16 protein-coding genes are annotated in these 15,825 nt (G+C 51.8%); 2 read left to right on the forward strand and 14 right to left on the reverse strand.

The genetic code is table 11. The features are described from left to right. Nucleotides 1-39: 39 nt before the first annotated feature. Entirely contained in the window at nt 40-843 is an 804-nt protein-coding gene (gene ubiG / locus ABV298_RS00525; protein ID WP_353720257.1) for a bifunctional 2-polyprenyl-6-hydroxyphenol methylase/3-demethylubiquinol 3-O-methyltransferase UbiG, read from the reverse strand. 416 nt (nt 844-1,259) lie between these two features. Between ubiG and ABV298_RS00530 the strand changes: the two genes are divergently transcribed. Continuing rightward, on the forward strand, nt 1,260-1,865 hold the full coding sequence (locus ABV298_RS00530) for a DsbA family protein (protein ID WP_353720258.1): 606 nt from the start codon (nt 1,260-1,262) through the stop codon (nt 1,863-1,865). Between the two features lie 75 nt (nt 1,866-1,940). Here the strand turns inward: ABV298_RS00530 and ABV298_RS00535 are convergent, their stop codons facing one another. The 8 genes from ABV298_RS00535 to ABV298_RS00570 all read right to left on the reverse strand — a co-directional run bounded on the left by ABV298_RS00535 (nt 1,941) and on the right by ABV298_RS00570 (nt 12,006). Beyond that, entirely contained in the window at nt 1,941-3,704 is a 1,764-nt protein-coding gene (locus ABV298_RS00535; protein ID WP_353720259.1) for a RagB/SusD family nutrient uptake outer membrane protein, read from the reverse strand. 11 nt (nt 3,705-3,715) lie between these two features. Beyond that, nucleotides 3,716-7,294 (reverse strand): TonB-dependent receptor, encoded by a 3,579-nt coding sequence (locus ABV298_RS00540; RefSeq protein WP_353720260.1) that lies wholly within the window; start codon nt 7,292-7,294, stop codon nt 3,716-3,718. 190 nt (nt 7,295-7,484) lie between these two features. Further along, the gene (locus ABV298_RS00545; RefSeq protein WP_353720261.1) at nt 7,485-8,675 is read right to left on the reverse strand and encodes a FecR domain-containing protein; all 1,191 of its coding nucleotides are present in this window, start codon (nt 8,673-8,675) and stop codon (nt 7,485-7,487) included. Nucleotides 8,676-8,803: 128 nt separating this feature from the next. After that, a complete protein-coding gene (locus ABV298_RS00550) occupies nt 8,804-9,388 on the reverse strand; it encodes a sigma-70 family RNA polymerase sigma factor (protein ID WP_353720262.1) in 585 nt (194 codons plus the stop codon). Nucleotides 9,389-9,695: 307 nt separating this feature from the next. Continuing rightward, nucleotides 9,696-10,196: a hypothetical protein gene (locus tag ABV298_RS00555; RefSeq protein ID WP_353720263.1), complete on the reverse strand. Its 501-nt coding sequence runs from the start codon at nt 10,194-10,196 to the stop codon at nt 9,696-9,698. Beyond that, a complete protein-coding gene (locus ABV298_RS00560) occupies nt 10,138-11,379 on the reverse strand; it encodes a PepSY-associated TM helix domain-containing protein (protein WP_353720264.1) in 1,242 nt (413 codons plus the stop codon). Before ABV298_RS00560 ends, ABV298_RS00555 begins: the two co-directional genes overlap by 59 nt. A gap of 2 nt (nt 11,380-11,381) precedes the next feature. Further along, a complete protein-coding gene (locus ABV298_RS00565) occupies nt 11,382-11,669 on the reverse strand; it encodes a hypothetical protein (protein ID WP_353720265.1) in 288 nt (95 codons plus the stop codon). A 4-nt stretch (nt 11,670-11,673) separates the two neighbouring features. After that, the gene (locus ABV298_RS00570; RefSeq protein ID WP_353720266.1) at nt 11,674-12,006 is read right to left on the reverse strand and encodes a hypothetical protein; all 333 of its coding nucleotides are present in this window, start codon (nt 12,004-12,006) and stop codon (nt 11,674-11,676) included. Nucleotides 12,007-12,330: 324 nt separating this feature from the next. Between ABV298_RS00570 and ABV298_RS00575 the strand changes: the two genes are divergently transcribed. Further along, on the forward strand, nt 12,331-13,320 hold the full coding sequence (locus ABV298_RS00575; protein WP_353720267.1) for an aldo/keto reductase: 990 nt from the start codon (nt 12,331-12,333) through the stop codon (nt 13,318-13,320). Nucleotides 13,321-13,424: 104 nt separating this feature from the next. Here ABV298_RS00575 and ABV298_RS00580 read toward each other — a convergent pair whose 3' ends face one another. Genes ABV298_RS00580 through ABV298_RS00600 form a run of 5 tightly spaced genes read right to left on the reverse strand, consistent with a single transcriptional unit; the run spans nt 13,425 to nt 15,793 of the window. Continuing rightward, nucleotides 13,425-13,991 carry a DUF4256 domain-containing protein gene (locus tag ABV298_RS00580; RefSeq protein WP_353720268.1) on the reverse strand — a complete coding sequence of 189 codons (567 nt, stop codon included), beginning with the start codon at nt 13,989-13,991 and terminating at the stop codon, nt 13,425-13,427. Between the two features lie 30 nt (nt 13,992-14,021). Further along, the gene (locus ABV298_RS00585; protein ID WP_353720269.1) at nt 14,022-14,594 is read right to left on the reverse strand and encodes a DUF1801 domain-containing protein; all 573 of its coding nucleotides are present in this window, start codon (nt 14,592-14,594) and stop codon (nt 14,022-14,024) included. An 11-nt stretch (nt 14,595-14,605) separates the two neighbouring features. Beyond that, on the reverse strand, nt 14,606-14,989 hold the full coding sequence (locus ABV298_RS00590) for a DoxX family protein (RefSeq protein ID WP_353720270.1): 384 nt from the start codon (nt 14,987-14,989) through the stop codon (nt 14,606-14,608). Nucleotides 14,990-14,995: 6 nt separating this feature from the next. Continuing rightward, the gene (locus ABV298_RS00595; RefSeq protein WP_353720271.1) at nt 14,996-15,463 is read right to left on the reverse strand and encodes an SRPBCC domain-containing protein; all 468 of its coding nucleotides are present in this window, start codon (nt 15,461-15,463) and stop codon (nt 14,996-14,998) included. Nucleotides 15,464-15,469: 6 nt separating this feature from the next. Further along, nucleotides 15,470-15,793, reverse strand: coding sequence for a metalloregulator ArsR/SmtB family transcription factor (locus tag ABV298_RS00600; protein ID WP_353720272.1), 324 nt, complete (start codon nt 15,791-15,793; stop codon nt 15,470-15,472). Nucleotides 15,794-15,825: the final 32 nt, after the last annotated feature.

The raw sequence follows: 15,825 nt of genomic DNA on the forward strand, positions 1-15,825 counted from the left end.
CGCCTTTTGCCAGTGAAAATGATGCAACTTGCGGGCGGATCACGATTTTTTGATCGCGTAACCGGCGTAAAGAACGTTCATATCCTTGCTTTCGACCAACCTGAAATTTTGCCCCAGCTCCACAAATGTCCATTCTCCCCTGGCACGCTTCCTGAGGTAACCCAGCATTTTCGGAATGGATACATTGGCTTCCGAACCACGGTGTTCTTTCCATTCCAGTCCGCTTTGGGCCAGCAGAACTTTTAGTTCTTCCGGTTTGATAAACATTTCCCAAACGTGCAGGTTGGGCGGCATAAAAGCCCACCGCTTCCACTCCTGCCATATTTTAATGGCGACAATTTTACTGACGAATGTCCTGTTGAGGGTATCGTAAATGAAAATTCCCCCGGGTTTAAGCACTCTCGCGATCTCGGAGATAACCCTGGGTAAATCGGAAACGTGTTCCAGAACGTCGCAACAAAAGACGCAGTCGAACGACGCATCGGCATAAGGGAGATGTTCCCCCGTCCCTTGTTCATACCTGATATCGAGGCCCATGGCTTTGGCATGCTCCGACGCCGTGCGGATCGACTCTTCCGCCGGCTCTATCCCGGTCGTCTCGAACCCCATCCCGTAAATCTCCTCCGTCAGAATACCGCCGCCGCTGCCTACTTCAAGCGCCTTTTTCCCTTTCGGGTCAAAACCGAGCTTCCTGAAAACGTCGCGGGCAATGCCCACTCGCCAGGGGTTAACGGACGTCTTTAAGATGTGCAGAACGTTTTCGGGGTTCCACCACAAATCGCCTTTCGCATTGTAAAGATCGTTGTCGATCCGATCATAGACTTCCGGTGCAATCTTTTCCATTTTTGATAAAAGTTGATAGGTGAACGTTTACTTAAAGTCTGAAACAGTTTATCGTCGTTAGAATCGACTGATTCAGTGCATATTACTACATGCCAATGTGAAAAGGGAACCGGCTCGAAAACTTACCCGCACATAGAAACAGAGACGTCGGTAGCTGAATATTTTGGGTAACTAATTCTACTATGCCCGCTTTGGGAAAAACGAGCCAAAGCCCGCCGCTAAAACAGTCGGCCCGCCACCGAACTTGCACTGCCTCAGTTGTAAATAGCGGCTATTTTTCCTGCCGGAAACAAGGACATTATAATACAGGGCATATTTTTTGTGACCTGTTACTATGTTCAATTATTAAAACTGCGAAAGATAAGGACGCATCTAATGCTCTTTTTCAGGCAGTTCGCACGATGCAAATACAGGAAATGGATCAGCTCAGATTAAATCACACCAACATCAAAATTGTATACTACACCCACCCACTGTGCCCCGTCAGCTGGCGTATGCAAAAAGACTGGCAGCAATTCATTTCGGTCTTTGGGCAGTTTCTCAGTTTCAGATTTTGTATGTCGGCACCGGCATTGAATGTCCCCGACGTTTCGTTGGATAACAACACAAAATTACCGGCTACCAATGCATGCCAGGCGGTCAAGGCGGCCTCGCTCCAATCGCAATGGGCGGCCGACACCTTTCTCGACGCACTTCGGAAGGCAGCCATGCAGGACGAACGGGATGTTTCGCAAATGGATGTGCTGGTTGAAATCGCCAGGGAGATCAGCCGCAACCATCGCCAGATTTTCGATTTGCAGCGGTTCGGAATGGATCTCAACAGCCGGTACACCCGCCGTGCCATCCAGGACGACCTTCTGAAAATCCGCATCAATAAAGTCGACCGCTTCCCAACCATTACGTTTACAGTCGACGGGAAAGGCATTAAGGTCACCGGCTACAACTCGTTCGATCAGCTGGCTTCCATATTCAGGAAACTATCGGCACAAAGCAATAAAGACTCCCGGTCGCCGGTGTATTAATCGCGGTTCTATACAATAGGAACGGGCGCAGGAATACCGTGATTCCCGCGCCCGTTGACAAAATTCGCCGGACGGTTATGGTAATGTCGGGTCGAAGGAGCCGCCCCAGTCCTTGTTTTGTTCAAGATTTTTGTTCCTGTCCAGAATGTCCCGCTGGATCGGAAAAAAATAGTACTTGCCGGGAACTACATTCACTTTCACACCGGAGCGGGGCACCTGCAACAGGCTGTACCGGAAGTCCGATTCGACGAGTTCGTATCTGTTGGCCTTTTCCCTGGCCTCGCCGATGGGCATATCCTGTCCGTTTGCCTGCACGGCAATCGCTTCGACACCATGCTTGGTGGTGCCGTCGAGGCGGTCGAGCATCCGCAGGCGTCGCAGGTCCCAGAAACGATGTCCTTCGAAAGCCAGCTCCACGTTGCGTTCCGCGAGAATCGTTTCGCGCATGGCCGCGGTGGTGTTAGCGGTGATGCCGTAATTACCGTCGGCTCCCGGCTCGATGCCCGCGCGCTTCCTGATCTGTTTCAGGATATCGAGCGCCTCGGCCATTTTACCGGTCTCATTGGCCGCTTCCGCATAATTCAGCATTACTTCGGCGAAACGCATCACGACGAAATCCACATCGTACTGCTGTACTTCGGCCTGGGCGAGTTTCAAAAGACTGTTTTTCAGGATAAAAAAGCCGGTATAACGGTCCAGATTGGTGGAGTTTACTCCCGCCTTCGGATTGACGCCGAAATCGTCCAGCTCATGGGCCACGCCCAAAGCTGTATACTGCCGTTTTCCGGCTTTTCCCGACACTTCATATACCTTTCCGTTCCAAACGATCGACTTCGCGAAACGCGGATCGCGGTCTTTCCAGAAGCTTTGCAACAGGGCTTCCTCCGATTTGTAATATTTCCCCGAAGGATCATTGAACATTTTTCCGTCCTTCATCGGATATTCCTTGATAAACTCCCAGGTAGGGACAGCCGACGCCGGTCCCCGGCTTTCGGAACCCGGCCTGACGCCGTTATCCCAGTTCGCAACTTTATTGGGGTACGAGTTGATTACGGTAAAAACCGACTCCTTGCCACGCTCCACAAGCGCGACGTTGGAATAATCGTCTACCAGCCCGTATCCCTGCGCTTTCAGGTCATCATACGCCTTTTTATTAGCTTCATAGGCCTGAGCCCAGTAAGCATTATTGAATGGCCTGGAAGGATTGAACTGCGGAGAAGCCTTCCATAGCAACACCTTCGCTTTGAATGCCAACGCAAAATTCGCGTCGATCTTCCCGAAGTCGGCGGAGGTGGTAGCGATCTTCTTCGGCAGCCCGGCAATAGCCTGGTCCACATCCTTGATAATCAGGTCAAAGCATTCGGCAGTCGAATTGCGGGGGACGGCGAGGTCGTCTTCATAGCGGTCCTGAGGAACGGTAATATACGGAACGCCGCCGTGGTACCTGACCATTTCAAAATAGGTATATGCCCGCATGAAAAGCGCCTGGGCCGTGATATTGGCCTTTACGGCGTCGGGAAGCCTGCCCTTGTTCACATCCACGATCGCCTGGTTGATCAGCCTGATCCGGCCATAATTCCAAAGCTTGAACTCCCCGTTGGTGATTGTAATACGGTCCGCGTAAAAATTGATTCCTGCCAGCTGCTGACTGAAAGCATCCGCACCCGTGTTCCAGTTGCCAAACATCGGATACAGGTTCGCCATGTAGGCATTGGCAAGGTTCGCATCGTTCCATACCAGCTCCGGATTGTAGTTGCTGATGTCCTCCACGTCGAGCACATCGTTACAGGACGAGCAAAGCAGCGAAACGCCCAGGAATAGTGATAATATTTTTTTCATTTCTTTTCAGCTTAAAATTTAAGATCGAGGCCAACGGTGAAGGTTTTCATGATCGGGAACGAATCGTAGTTCTTTTGCTCGGGGTCATGAAACTCTTTCACTTTCGAAATCGCGAACAGGTTGGTCCCGTTAGCGTACACCTGAAGACTGCTCAGCCTGAACAGCGACGCCCACTTTTTGGGCAGGTTATAGGCGATGTTGAGGTTTTTCAACCGCAGGTACGCCCCATTGCGGATCCAGAAAGAGGTCGCTCCCGTGCCTGATTCGTACCAGTTCTGACCGATAGGCCGCGGGTATTTTGCATCGGGGTTTTCAGGTGTCCATACGTCGTCCGCCCAGATCGGATAATACGGCCTGACGGTGCCCCCGTGTTGCCGCATCCCTTCGCCTTCCTGGTTGCTGATAATGCGGTCGTATGCCCCAACGCCCTGAAAGTGCGAATTAATGGCCAGCCCCCTCCACGAAACATTCAGCCCGAAACCGAAATTGATCCGCGGGGTTGCGTTGGTAGAAAGTACCTGGAAGTCATTTCCGTCTATCTTTCCGTCCGGTCCGGGCGCATAGCCGTCCCCGCGCACGTCTTCAAAATACAGCCCGCCCAGATAGGGGTTGCGTCCGTATTGCTTCAATCCGGAGGCGAGCAACGCGTCGAGCTGGTCCTGTGTGCGCACCATTCCCAGCGTTTTCAAACCGATAATGCGGTTGGCTGGCTGGCCTATCTTGCTCTCGAAATGGCGGTTTCCGCCCGGCTGGTACGCGGCCGACTCGTCGAGTACATCCCAGCGGTCCTTGGAATAGCCGATGTTGGCATTAATGGAATAATTCACCTGGTTATCGAACGCCTTGTCGCGCCATTCTGCGAACAATTCGCCACCCCGCCATGACCGTGCGGCATAGTTTTCAGGTGCCAGGCTCTGCCCGTAGTTGTCGGGCAGCGTCACTACCCGTGAGCCCAGGATATTGGTTTCTTTCTTGAGAAACAGGTCCAGGGTTCCGTAAAGACGGTTTTTCAGGAAACCAAAATCAAGGCCCACATTGTAAGTAGCGGAGGTGGCCCAGGTCAGGTTGGGATTGGGTGTGGCGCCGGGTGCAATGCTCTGGTACAACTTATCTCCGAAAATATAGCTTCCTGCATTCTGGTATCGGTAGCTGTACGAGAACGGCCTGATCTTTTCGTTGTTCACGTCGAGATCGTTACCGGTCGTCCCATAGGAAAGCCGCAATTTGAGGTCGTCGAGAAATGAAGTGCTGTTTTTCATAAACTGCTCTTCCGAAATACGCCATGCAGCCGACACCGACGGGAAAAATCCCCAGCGCTTTCCTTTCGGAAACAAGGTATTGCCGTCATAGCGGAATGAAAACTCGGCAATGTACCGGCTGTCGTAATTGTAGTTGAACCGGCCGATCCAGGACCTCCTCGCACCGATTTCCTCACCGGCGCTGCCATTCCGTCGCTGGGTGTCCGTGGAGTAAACAAATGCCTGATCGTAAGACGTGAGGGGTTCTTCCAGCTGCGCCATTGCCGAGTATTGACCGTTCTGCGCCTGCTCGAACACCACGAGGCCGTCGACGCCGTGCTTGCCGAATGTGCGGTTGTAATTCAGGAACCAGTCGAACTGGTAGCTCCATCCCGTGGAAATACTGTAGTTCAGGAATGGCTGGTTCTGGCTGAACGTAAAAATGTTGATCTTGCTCTCGTCGGGCGGGCCCGGAATAAACCGGTTTCCGTTCGGGTCCGCCTGGTTAAACACGTAGTTTTTCTGGAAGGTCATGTATTTCTTCCGCATGAAATCCTCGGCAATGTAGTTGCCGATCAGCTTCGTCGACAATCCCGGAACGAGCTTGTCGAGCTTGATGTCCAGTGTAAGAATCGAATTCAGGTTCCGGTTGCGCGTTTTGATATAGCGGTCGCCGATCACCTGGTCGATTACGCTCCACGCCTGCCAGCTTCCCATTGGCGTTTGTACCGGATACGCCGTGGGATAATTGGCCGGAGTGCCGTCTGCCTCGGTATAAAACGGGTACAATTTAGGCCAGTTGAAGGTAACACGGTACAGGTCCGACACATCGAAGTCGTCATCGCCCGTAAACGGCCAGTAAAAACGGTCGAAATTCTGTTGGTAAGCCGCGATATTGAGCCCTACCTTCACCGCTTCGTTGATTTCCGCCGTGACATTCGTGCGCAGATTGAATTTGCTGTTTTCAAGGCTCTTATAGGAGCCTTCCTCTCCGCGGTAGCTTAGCAGCGAATAGTAGGTGATTTTCTTGTCGCCTCCTGTCACGCTGAGCGAATGCCGGTGGCTGTAAGGGTTTTGCCAGATGAAGTCGTGGACATTGTAGCGTTTGTCCTTAAAATAATCAAACTCCCGCTGACCGTTGGGAATGGGTGTCCCGTTGAACTCCGCTACTCTGTTCTGATAGATCAGCTCATCCTCCGCGGTGGTAAGGTCGGAAAGAAGCGTTTGCGTCGGCCGGTTGGTCGAATAATTGGATTGCAGGTTAAAGGTTGGCTTCTGTTGCGTACCGGTTTTGGTAGTGACCATCACAACGCCATTGCCTGCCCGCGAACCGTAGATAGAGGCTGTGGCGGCGTCTTTCAGGAAGTTCATCTGGTCGATCTCGTTGGCTTCCAGCACATCGAAAGCCTCCTTGTCGCGTACGATCCCGTCGATCACATACAGCGGATCGCCGAAGCTCCCCCGCATGCGGATCGACGATGAAGCGCCCGACAGCCCGGAGGTATTCGTGACGTTAACCCCCGGCGCCCTACCGGCAAGCGTGTTGGAAAGGTTCGAGGCCGACTGGTTGTTCAGCTCCACCGAATTTACCGATGTGATCGCACCGGTCAGGTTTACTTTTTTCTGGGCACCGTACCCCACTACTACGAGTTCTTCCAATCCACGCACATCCGGGGTCATTGTAATATCGATGGCCGACCGGCTGCCCACCGTAACTTCCTGGGTTACAAAACCTACAAAGCTGAATACAAGGATCGCGTCCTTGTCGGGCACCGACAGCTCCCAGTTCCCCTTGATATCGCTTGAAGTACCCTGGCTCGATCCCTTCAACAGTATGCTCACTCCGGGCAATGCGTCGCCCTTGTCGTCGGTTACCTTACCGGTGATCCTGAGCTCTGCGCTGATATCCCGGACCAGCGAAACCGGCTGTGGCCCCGCAGCTTTTTTAGGCGGATTTTCGGCCAGCTTTCTTACGGCGACGGTCTTATCAACAATCTTGTAAGCCAGCGGCAGCCCGGCGAAACACTGCTTCAACGTTTCCTCGATCGACGCGTTTTTCATATTCAGGCTGACTTTCAGACCGCGTACGTCTTCGCTGTCGTAAAAAAATACATGACCGCTCTGCTTTTCGATAATTCCGAAAACGTATTCGATAGGCGCGTTTCTTTCGGAAATCGTGATAGGCTGCGCGAAGCCGGCCGCCTGAACGCGTACCAGGAAGGCAGTCAGCAGGACGGTCATTAGTTTCAGGCGCATAATAATCTGGTGCTTGGACAGGGTTGGAACGCTGGCCAATCGCCCGGCATTCCCCCGTGCACAGGGCACAGGCTTCCCTTTGGAATGAAAATTCATTACATTTACAAGGTTTGGGTTAAGAAAGATGTACAATTTTGGTGCGGCTATGCCGTACGATCCAGCCTGAATCCGCCGTAGATGTGGTTCCAGCACATCTGCGGTTTTTTCTGCTGCCCGGCACGATGTTTCATGGGCTACGTAAAAATAGAGTCATAGGGAATGTTAGGTTTAGTGAAAACTGATTTAATTAAAGGCCTTTTTCCGTCGGCAGCACCACGATCTTTCCTTTGAAAGCCTGAGACGCGCTACTTTCCATGCGAAAATTCACTCCTGCAAACTTCAATATTTCGAGGATTGCGGACGCGTTGGTATTCCGGCGCAGCTTGCCTGAAAAACGCTTTTCCGGAATTCCCTGCGGGTAATCGACCTCTACATTATACCATCGGCCAATGTCCCGCATGATAGCTGCGAGTGATGTTTCACGAAACTGAAAAAAGCCATTTTTCCAGGCCACCGCCTCGTCCGCATCGACCGTTCGCTTGCGCAGCCCGCCTTCACCGGAAGCGGCCTGCTCGCCCGGCATCAGGTGAAGGCTTTCCTCCGCTCCGTGGCTGACGCTTACAGCCCCTTCGAGCAGGGTCGTCCGTATCTCGGGCTCATCCGCATAGGCACTAACATTGAAATGCGTGCCGGTAACCACGACCTTCTGCCTGCCGTCCACATCCACCACGAAAGGCTTATTCCGCTCTTTTTGTATTTCAAAATAACATTCGCCCTTTATGCTTACCCGGCGTTCATTACCTGTAAATACATTGGGAAAAGTGATCGACGACTTCGCATTGAGCCAAACCCGGCTGCCGTCCGGCAAAACAATGCTGTACTGGCCGCCCGCCGGCGTGTCGATCGTGTTCATCCCCACCGCTGCCATAGCGGTACCCGTTACCTTGTAGGCAAGCTCGCCGTCCCTGTTCTTGGTAATAACTGCATTTCCCTGGCTGGCGATCTGCCCTTTGCCTGCACTGTCGAGCAGAATAGTCGAGCCATCGGCCAGCGTAAGAACGGCCCGGTCGCTTCCCGGTGAAAAATCGGTCGGCACCGCGATTGGTTTAGGCGGCATGGCGCTCCGTTTCAGATAATAAGCGGCCCCGGCCATTACCAACAGCACCACAGACGCCGCCGCAATCAATCGCGACCATGGAAACCCGAGGCGCAGGCCAGCATCATCATGGTCGCCTGCAATGCGTCGCAGGATATTTCTCTCCATTTCCCCACCTAATGCGGCCCGGTCTTCGCCGGAATACTGGTCGAGAATATCGTCCCGGTTTTCCTGCCGATCGTAAAGTTCGTCCAGAAAAGTCTTCTCCTTTTTGCTGGCGTAACCCCGCAGATACCTCCGCACCATGCGCAGGAAGTCCTTCTTTCCGTCAAAAGTTTCCATTCGTTAACCGGAACGACGGTTAAATAGCCGTTCCGCATACATGTACCGAAGCACCGTGCGAACTCCCAAACGGTTTCAGGATTTTTCAGTTTTTTTTTAAAACCCGATACAAAACCCGGAAATAGCGGCTATTGAAAGAAAATTGAAAAGACAATCAAGTCGATGCACAGAATTTTATCGAACTTGCTCCTGAGCTCGGTCGTCGCATTATTGAGTTGATTCTGGACCGTTTTCCGGCTGATATCGAGCTGATCGGCGATTTCGGCGGTCGACCTGCCCTCGAAGCAATGCAGGAGAAAAATTTCCCGGCGTTTTTCGGGAAGGGCCTCGATCCAAAGGGCGAGGAGCCTATGCACTTCTTCTTCCAGCACCACCTCATCGGCGCTTCCTATGGCGGCCAGGTTGGCCTCGAATGCCGCGAGCAAATGTGCATTGCGTCCTTCGCGTGCCGTTTGCTTGAACACCTGGAAGCGGATGGCAGTGTGCAGGTAGGCCTGTACGTTGGACACCTCCACTAGTCCTCTTCTTTCCCACAGATCGATAAAAATATTCTGCACCATATCCTGCGATAAAGCCTTGCATTGCAGCCTTTTATAGGCTGCATTGAACATACTCTGCCAATGACGCCGATATAGCGCGGTAAAGGCCCTCTGATCGCCCGTCTTGATGAGCCCGAAAAGCTCCTGATCACAAAATTGATCGTTATCGTGCATATTAAAATATCGTGAGAAACGAATTTAGGAATTTCCCGGCTTGCGGTGAAATTGTGTGTGCACGAAAACGCATATTTTTACACGACTGCTCGTATAGCGGTTAATAAGTCGGCACGGCCCCGCGAAGGAAATTTGAACGGTGGAAGATATACGATACGCGTACTCCAGCCTGTTTGCGAACCAAATAAAAATGCCGGCCGCAGATGCGGACCGGACATAAAAAGCGAGGTTTTAGAATGGGAAGACAAAAAATGGCGAGCGCGGTGCGATGCCCGGCTACTCTCCACCGTGCCGGCACCGCTTGCTTTTAGTCTTTCAATACGCCTGTTCTCAATAGCTTGCCATTCTCCTTTTGCAATGAAAGGATTTTAAATGGCTTTGCTTCCGCATTTACTTTTGTGTACGCGTATGCGCACGAGCCGGCCAGGATTAAAAATAGCGCGTCAACGAAGAAAATGTCGAGACCTCCCTGCTGCCAGGTGTTCCACATCCAAAGGCCCGTCGACATTCCGTTCGCGATGGGCACACCCAGGCACAGGACCGCCGAAAGCACTAATGCGTGCCGGTTCATTTTCGGCAAATTGCGGAGGGCCATGAAGTAAACGGCTACCGCGAGCCAGCTGTAAAAATAGGTTTTGTAAATCACAGCCTGGTCTACATGATCGAGCATTTTTACCATGACGAATGCAAATGCCGTTACGGGAAGCATACTCAGGCAGGCGGCCAGGAAAAAGTTGGTTGCCCAGAAATTAAACCTGCGCTTGCGGATTTCCGTAGCGGCCTTGTCGCGTGCCACGAGCCAGATCATAATGCCTGAAATAATGACTGCACAGCCTGTCAATCCCAGCAAAAAAGAAGACGATCCGCAGCGGTTTGCCGCCGAAATCGCCGAAATGCAGGTGGTAGACAAGGCTTTTAACCTTGTCGATATAATTGCCGCCGTCGTTCGGCGACTTTTGTTCGAGCACCTTGCCATCTGCAATATTTACCGTTAAATATCCTGATCCTGCGAAATTGGCCTTCGGATCGGGTTTGGCTTCGAGGCTTACCTGCATGCTTTCGTCCATATAATTGCGGATATAAATGCGCGATATCTGCGCATCCTTCCACTCCTCCTGCCACTTGGCTACAAATGCATCCATATCGAAGCTGCCGCTCATGGGCTTGTAGGTGTAATCCACCTTCACCGTTTTGTTGTATTGCAGGCTTTCGAACAACTTCTCGCTATCGCCGTTATAGAGCAGGTGTGCGAAAGGCGTAAGCAGCACAAAGTTCACGATCAGGACAACGCCGGTTACGGCAAACACCAGCTGAAACGGAAAGCCGATCACGCCCAGCACGGTATGCATGTCCGTCCAGACTGTCTTCCATTTGCTCATTGGCCTGAAAAGGAAGAAATTGGATTTGATTTTGTCCCAATGAAGAAGTAAGCCGGTAATCAGCGCGAACAGGAATAGAAAAGCCACGATACCCGCCACCAGGTAGCCGAACGGCGTACCGATATTGATCCCGATCTGATTCATCTGCGCCAGGAAATGCAGGCGGTACAGAAACTCGGCCATATCGTAGCTATCCGAATAGTCGCCGGCTTTTTTGTCGGCGAAATGATAGCGGAAATAAGCCGAATCATCGTCTCCCCTTCGCCCTCTTCCGCGTCTTCTCTCCTCTTTTCGGGGCTTCGGTTTCGGCTTGCTGACGGTCGTATCCTGAGAGGTGGTCATATCCACGTAAGCTCCCTGGCCCTGGCGCAGCAGGTAAAAATTGAAATTCCGGCCACGAAGATCATACCGTTGCGAAAGCGAATCGAGGAGATGGTTGTACGGCGGCGCAAATTTGTGCCCCGTTTCCGATCTGCCTTTCTGCCAGGCGGCAATATCATCCTTGAAAAAAGAAAAGGACCCTGCGAAGAAGATCACATACAGCAAAGCCGCAATGAAGATGCCGCTGATCGTGTGGGTGTGAAAATAGATGTTATATTTCCTGGGATCCATGGTTAAGGGTTGAATTTCAATAAATAAGGCATTGCTAAAACGATCGTAAGCAGGAAGTAAAGCCCCCACACGCGCCACACGTTCGGGGCGATAAACGCATACAGGAGCAGGCACGCCCACAGGATGTAACCCGTAAAACAGGCCGTGATAATGACATTTTCCCTGGGCAGGAACGCGGTGAAAAATAAATGGAGGCTCATCGTAACGGCATAGCCGCCCACGGTTCCAGCCAGGATCTTGCTCAGTCGCAGCCAGGGTGATCGGGTGAGGTATTTTTTGTTGGCAGGCATAATATCACTGGATGATAAGTTCGAGCATTAACGCGCACACGTAAAGTGCGGCAACTGCGACTGTGCCGAAATAGCGGAAAGGAAAAAATAAAACGGACACCGACCCGGTCGTCATCAGGATCACGACCGCGGCAAACAAGCCGCTCCCCACGCCGAGTAACCCGACGCACAAGCCGGTAGCCAGCAGGAACAATGCACCGGCAGCGAACCTGCTGTATAATGGATAGGACGCCATATAGGCCATCACACGGTTTTTATCGGGCCACGAAATGCGTGCGGAGGTGTTCATCCAGAACAGGAACCCGGCCAGAAACAAAAGACAAATAGTACTGAACATAGGATTGGATTGAAGATGCGTCGGGCGAAGCCCCAGCACCCGGTCGATTGGTTATGAATCGTACAAATCTATTTATTTAGAATTGGTTTAATTAATAATTCGTAAATATAAATGGAAATGCGAGACGAAACGCATGAGAAAGGCTCGATTCCGAAAAAAATGCATTTAGGGCTGTATTGCCTGCATGGTTCCGTTAATGCGAAAACCGGAACGCGAAAACATTTCTATCTATTACCTTACTAATAGAAACCTATGATTTATGTTATTTTGGAAATACCTGCTTTCGTAGCAATTTTGCAGCCGGAAATAATTATGATTTTTGCAATGGAATACAGAACATTAGGAAATACCGATCTGAAATTATCCGCAATTACCTATGGTGCATTCGCCATCGGTGGCACCATGTGGGGCGGCACGCAGAAAAAAGAATCGATCGAGGCGATCCATGCTTCGCTGGACAACGGGGTTACTTCCCTCGATACCGCCCCTTTCTACGGTTTCGGTTTGAGCGAGGAGCTGATCGGCGAAGCTATCAAGGGAAAAGACCGGAGCAAAATCCAGATCCTGACCAAATTCGGGCTGGTATGGGATGGCAGTAACCAGGGCAAAGGCCAGCATTTCTTCGATATCGAAGATAACGGCCGGAAACTGCAAGTATACAAATACTCGTCGAAGGCCAATATTGTCAGGGAAGTGGAGGATAGCCTCAAACGCCTCGATACCGATTATATCGATCTGCTGCAGCAGCATTGGCCTGACGCTACCACGCCGATCGACGAAACGATGGAAGCAATGGAGACGCTGATCCGGCAAGGAAAAATCCGCGCGGCAGGCGTTTCCAATCACGATACGTCATTGCTGAAAGAGGCTTCCAAAACATTCGCCCCAGCATCCAACCAGGTCGCATACAGCATGCTGAACCGCAGCATCGAAGCCGAACTGGTGCCTTACGCGGTCGAAAACAATATCGGCATTATCGCTTACAGCCCCATCGAGCGCGGCCTTCTGTCAGGCAAGTATTTTCAAAATGAAACCCTGAAAAACGACGATCACCGCAACGGCTACTTCGGCCAGTTCGATCTTGAAAAAGTGAAGGCATTCCTGGAAAAACTCGAGCCCGTTGCCGCCGGGAAGAACGCCACACTGGCGCAGCTGGTACTACGCTGGACGACGCTGCAAAAAGGCATCACAGTTGTGCTGGCGGGCGCGCGTAACGCGGGGCAGGCCGTTTCCAATGCACAGGCGATGAGCATCGCGCTCTCCGCCGACGAATTGCAGGCCATCAACGGCGAGCTGGTGGATTTCCGGCGCTAAACGCAACCATCCGTTGAATATCGTGGACAGCCCGCCCGCAGAGGTACCGCCCGGAGCTTCCGGATGCGGTACAAAATCGCCGGCGGGCTGCTTTGTGCAAATCATTACACCTTCAACGTGCCCCTGAATCCCCTGGCCGCGTAGTACGATTCAGCTCCGTTGTGATAATAAAATACCGTGTCGTAACGACGGTCACAGAACACCGCTCCGCCAAGTTTGCGGATATCGGCCGGCGTTCTCACCCAGCTCGATGTTTTGAGATCGAACTTTCCAAGCGTCTGCAGGTAGCGATACGTTTCTTCGTCCAGTATTTCGACGCCGATTTCCGCGGCGACGTCCAGGGCTGTATTTTCAGGCTTGTGCTCTTTCCGGAAATTCCACGCGTCGCGGTCGTAACACAAACTTCTGCGGCCTTTGGGGCTTTCCGGCGAGCAATCGCAGAAAATGATTTCGCCCGTCTTTTCGTCGCGACCGATTACGTCGGGTTCGCCGCCGGTAAGCTCCATTTGGTCCAGCGACCAGAGCTTTTCGGGGCGTTTTTCGAGACGGGCCTGCACGTCGGCCCATTCAATGTCCTTATGACGGCCTTTGTTTTTTTCAAAACGCGCTTTCAGGGTTTTAAGCAGCTCGTCGCGCCCTTCCGCCGAAAGTTCTTTCTTATCGTTTTTCATCTGTTTCTTAAAATTGATTCATTTTTGTAGTTAATCGTTCAGTCCTTTGCCGTTCAGGATGCGCTGAATGCATTTTTCAATCCGGGTTTCCCTGGTTTTGGATTGCCTGGGCGCGGAAAAATAAATGAGATAGGCCCTTTGCCTGCCGGGTGTCAATGCGCTGAACGCCTTTTCCAGTGCCGGAATTTCATCCAGTTTTTCCTTAAATTCTTCCGGTACCGCCGGCGTCTTGTCGATCTCCACTTTCCGCCCCGATTGCTCTGCGTCGATCGCTTCGCGGACATAGGCTTTCAGAACAGGTTCCAGGTCGATCACATCCTGTGCGGTCGCGAAACGGATCTGACGGCCTATTTTAGTGTTTTCGCCGGTTTTGACGAGCACATTTTCCGGGTCGCTCAGCAGGTAACCTTTCATAAACAGCAGTGCGCAATAGGCCTTAAATCCCTGGATTACAACCACATTACTCCCTTCGAACGAATAGCAGGGCTTGCCCCATTTAAATTCCTCGGTGAGCCCGCAATCCAGCATGACGGTCCTTAGCTGCTCTATCACTTCGCTCCACTGGCTGGCCTGGGCTACATATGCGTCGACCCTGATGTTCATAAACCATGCATTTAGATTTGAACGGAAACGAGTCTTCTGCCCGCCGGCCTAAAATACCAGGAGATCACCGTCAGCACAAGCAGCAGCAATGGCGGCGCTACCTGGCCTATCGGGTCGCCGAGCGCCATGTGCGAAACGATCGCGCCCGACATGCAGAAAAAGAAACCCGCATAAGTCCATTCCTTAATAAGGGGAAATCCGGGCATAAGTACTGCTATAACGCCCAGAATTTTCCAGACGCCAATGATCGTCAACAAATATTCGGGGTAACCCAGGTGTGCAAACATATCGACTTCCTCTTTCATTTTCATCAATTGCACAATCCCCGTCGACGTCATTCCCAGCGCGAGCCAAGCCGTGAAAATCCAGTAGATAATCCTGTTTCTCTTTTCCATAATTTCCTATTTCAAATTGTTAAGAACTTCCTGTAACCTGTTGTGGGCCATATTGATACCCTGCGCAAAGGGCAATTTCAGCATTTCGTCGCGGTCTGCCGGCGACTTGTATACGATCTGGATGGTGAGCTTGCTGGTGTCGTCGGTGAGTCTTTCAAAGACCAGGAATTCCAGCTGAACGGGGAACGGCGTGTTTTCCATTTCGAACGTCCGTGTGATCTTTTCCTCCGGTATAAACTCGTGGATCACGCCATTGGCGCGAAACACCACATTGCCCTGCGCATCCGATGTTTCGAACCGCCAGCCGCCATGCGGCCTGTTTTCCAGTTTCAGCACTTTGGTTCCCATCCATTCCTCCACGATCTCCGGTTCCACGTAAGCTTTGAAGAGCAATCCGAGGGGCAACTCAAACTCCCGGGTGATCACAAGGTCCTGTTTTCCGTTTTCAGCATTGATTTTCGTTTTCCGTTCCATATCCGGCTATTTTTTGGATTGATAGTTTTTCATAATGGATTCCAGTTTGTTGAACCGGTCGTCCCACATTTTCCTGAACGGCTCGATAAAATCGGCGATCTCTTTCATTTTGTCGGGATTTAAGTGATAATAAATTTCGCGGCCGGCCTGCTCCTGTTTCAGCAGCTCGCATTCGGTCAGTATCTGCAGGTGCCGGGAAACCGTCGGCCTGGCCGTATCGAAGTTCGAGGCGATCGCACCGGCTGTAAGCGACTGCGATGCCAGTAACAGCAGTATCGCCCGTCGAGTCGGATCTGCTATGGCTTGGAATACATCTCTTCTCAGGTTCATTGCGTAGCTATTTGACTACGAATTTATATGTA

Source organism: Dyadobacter sp. 676 (assembly GCF_040448675.1).
In the GTDB taxonomy this organism is placed as follows: Bacteria; Bacteroidota; Bacteroidia; order Cytophagales; family Spirosomataceae; genus Dyadobacter.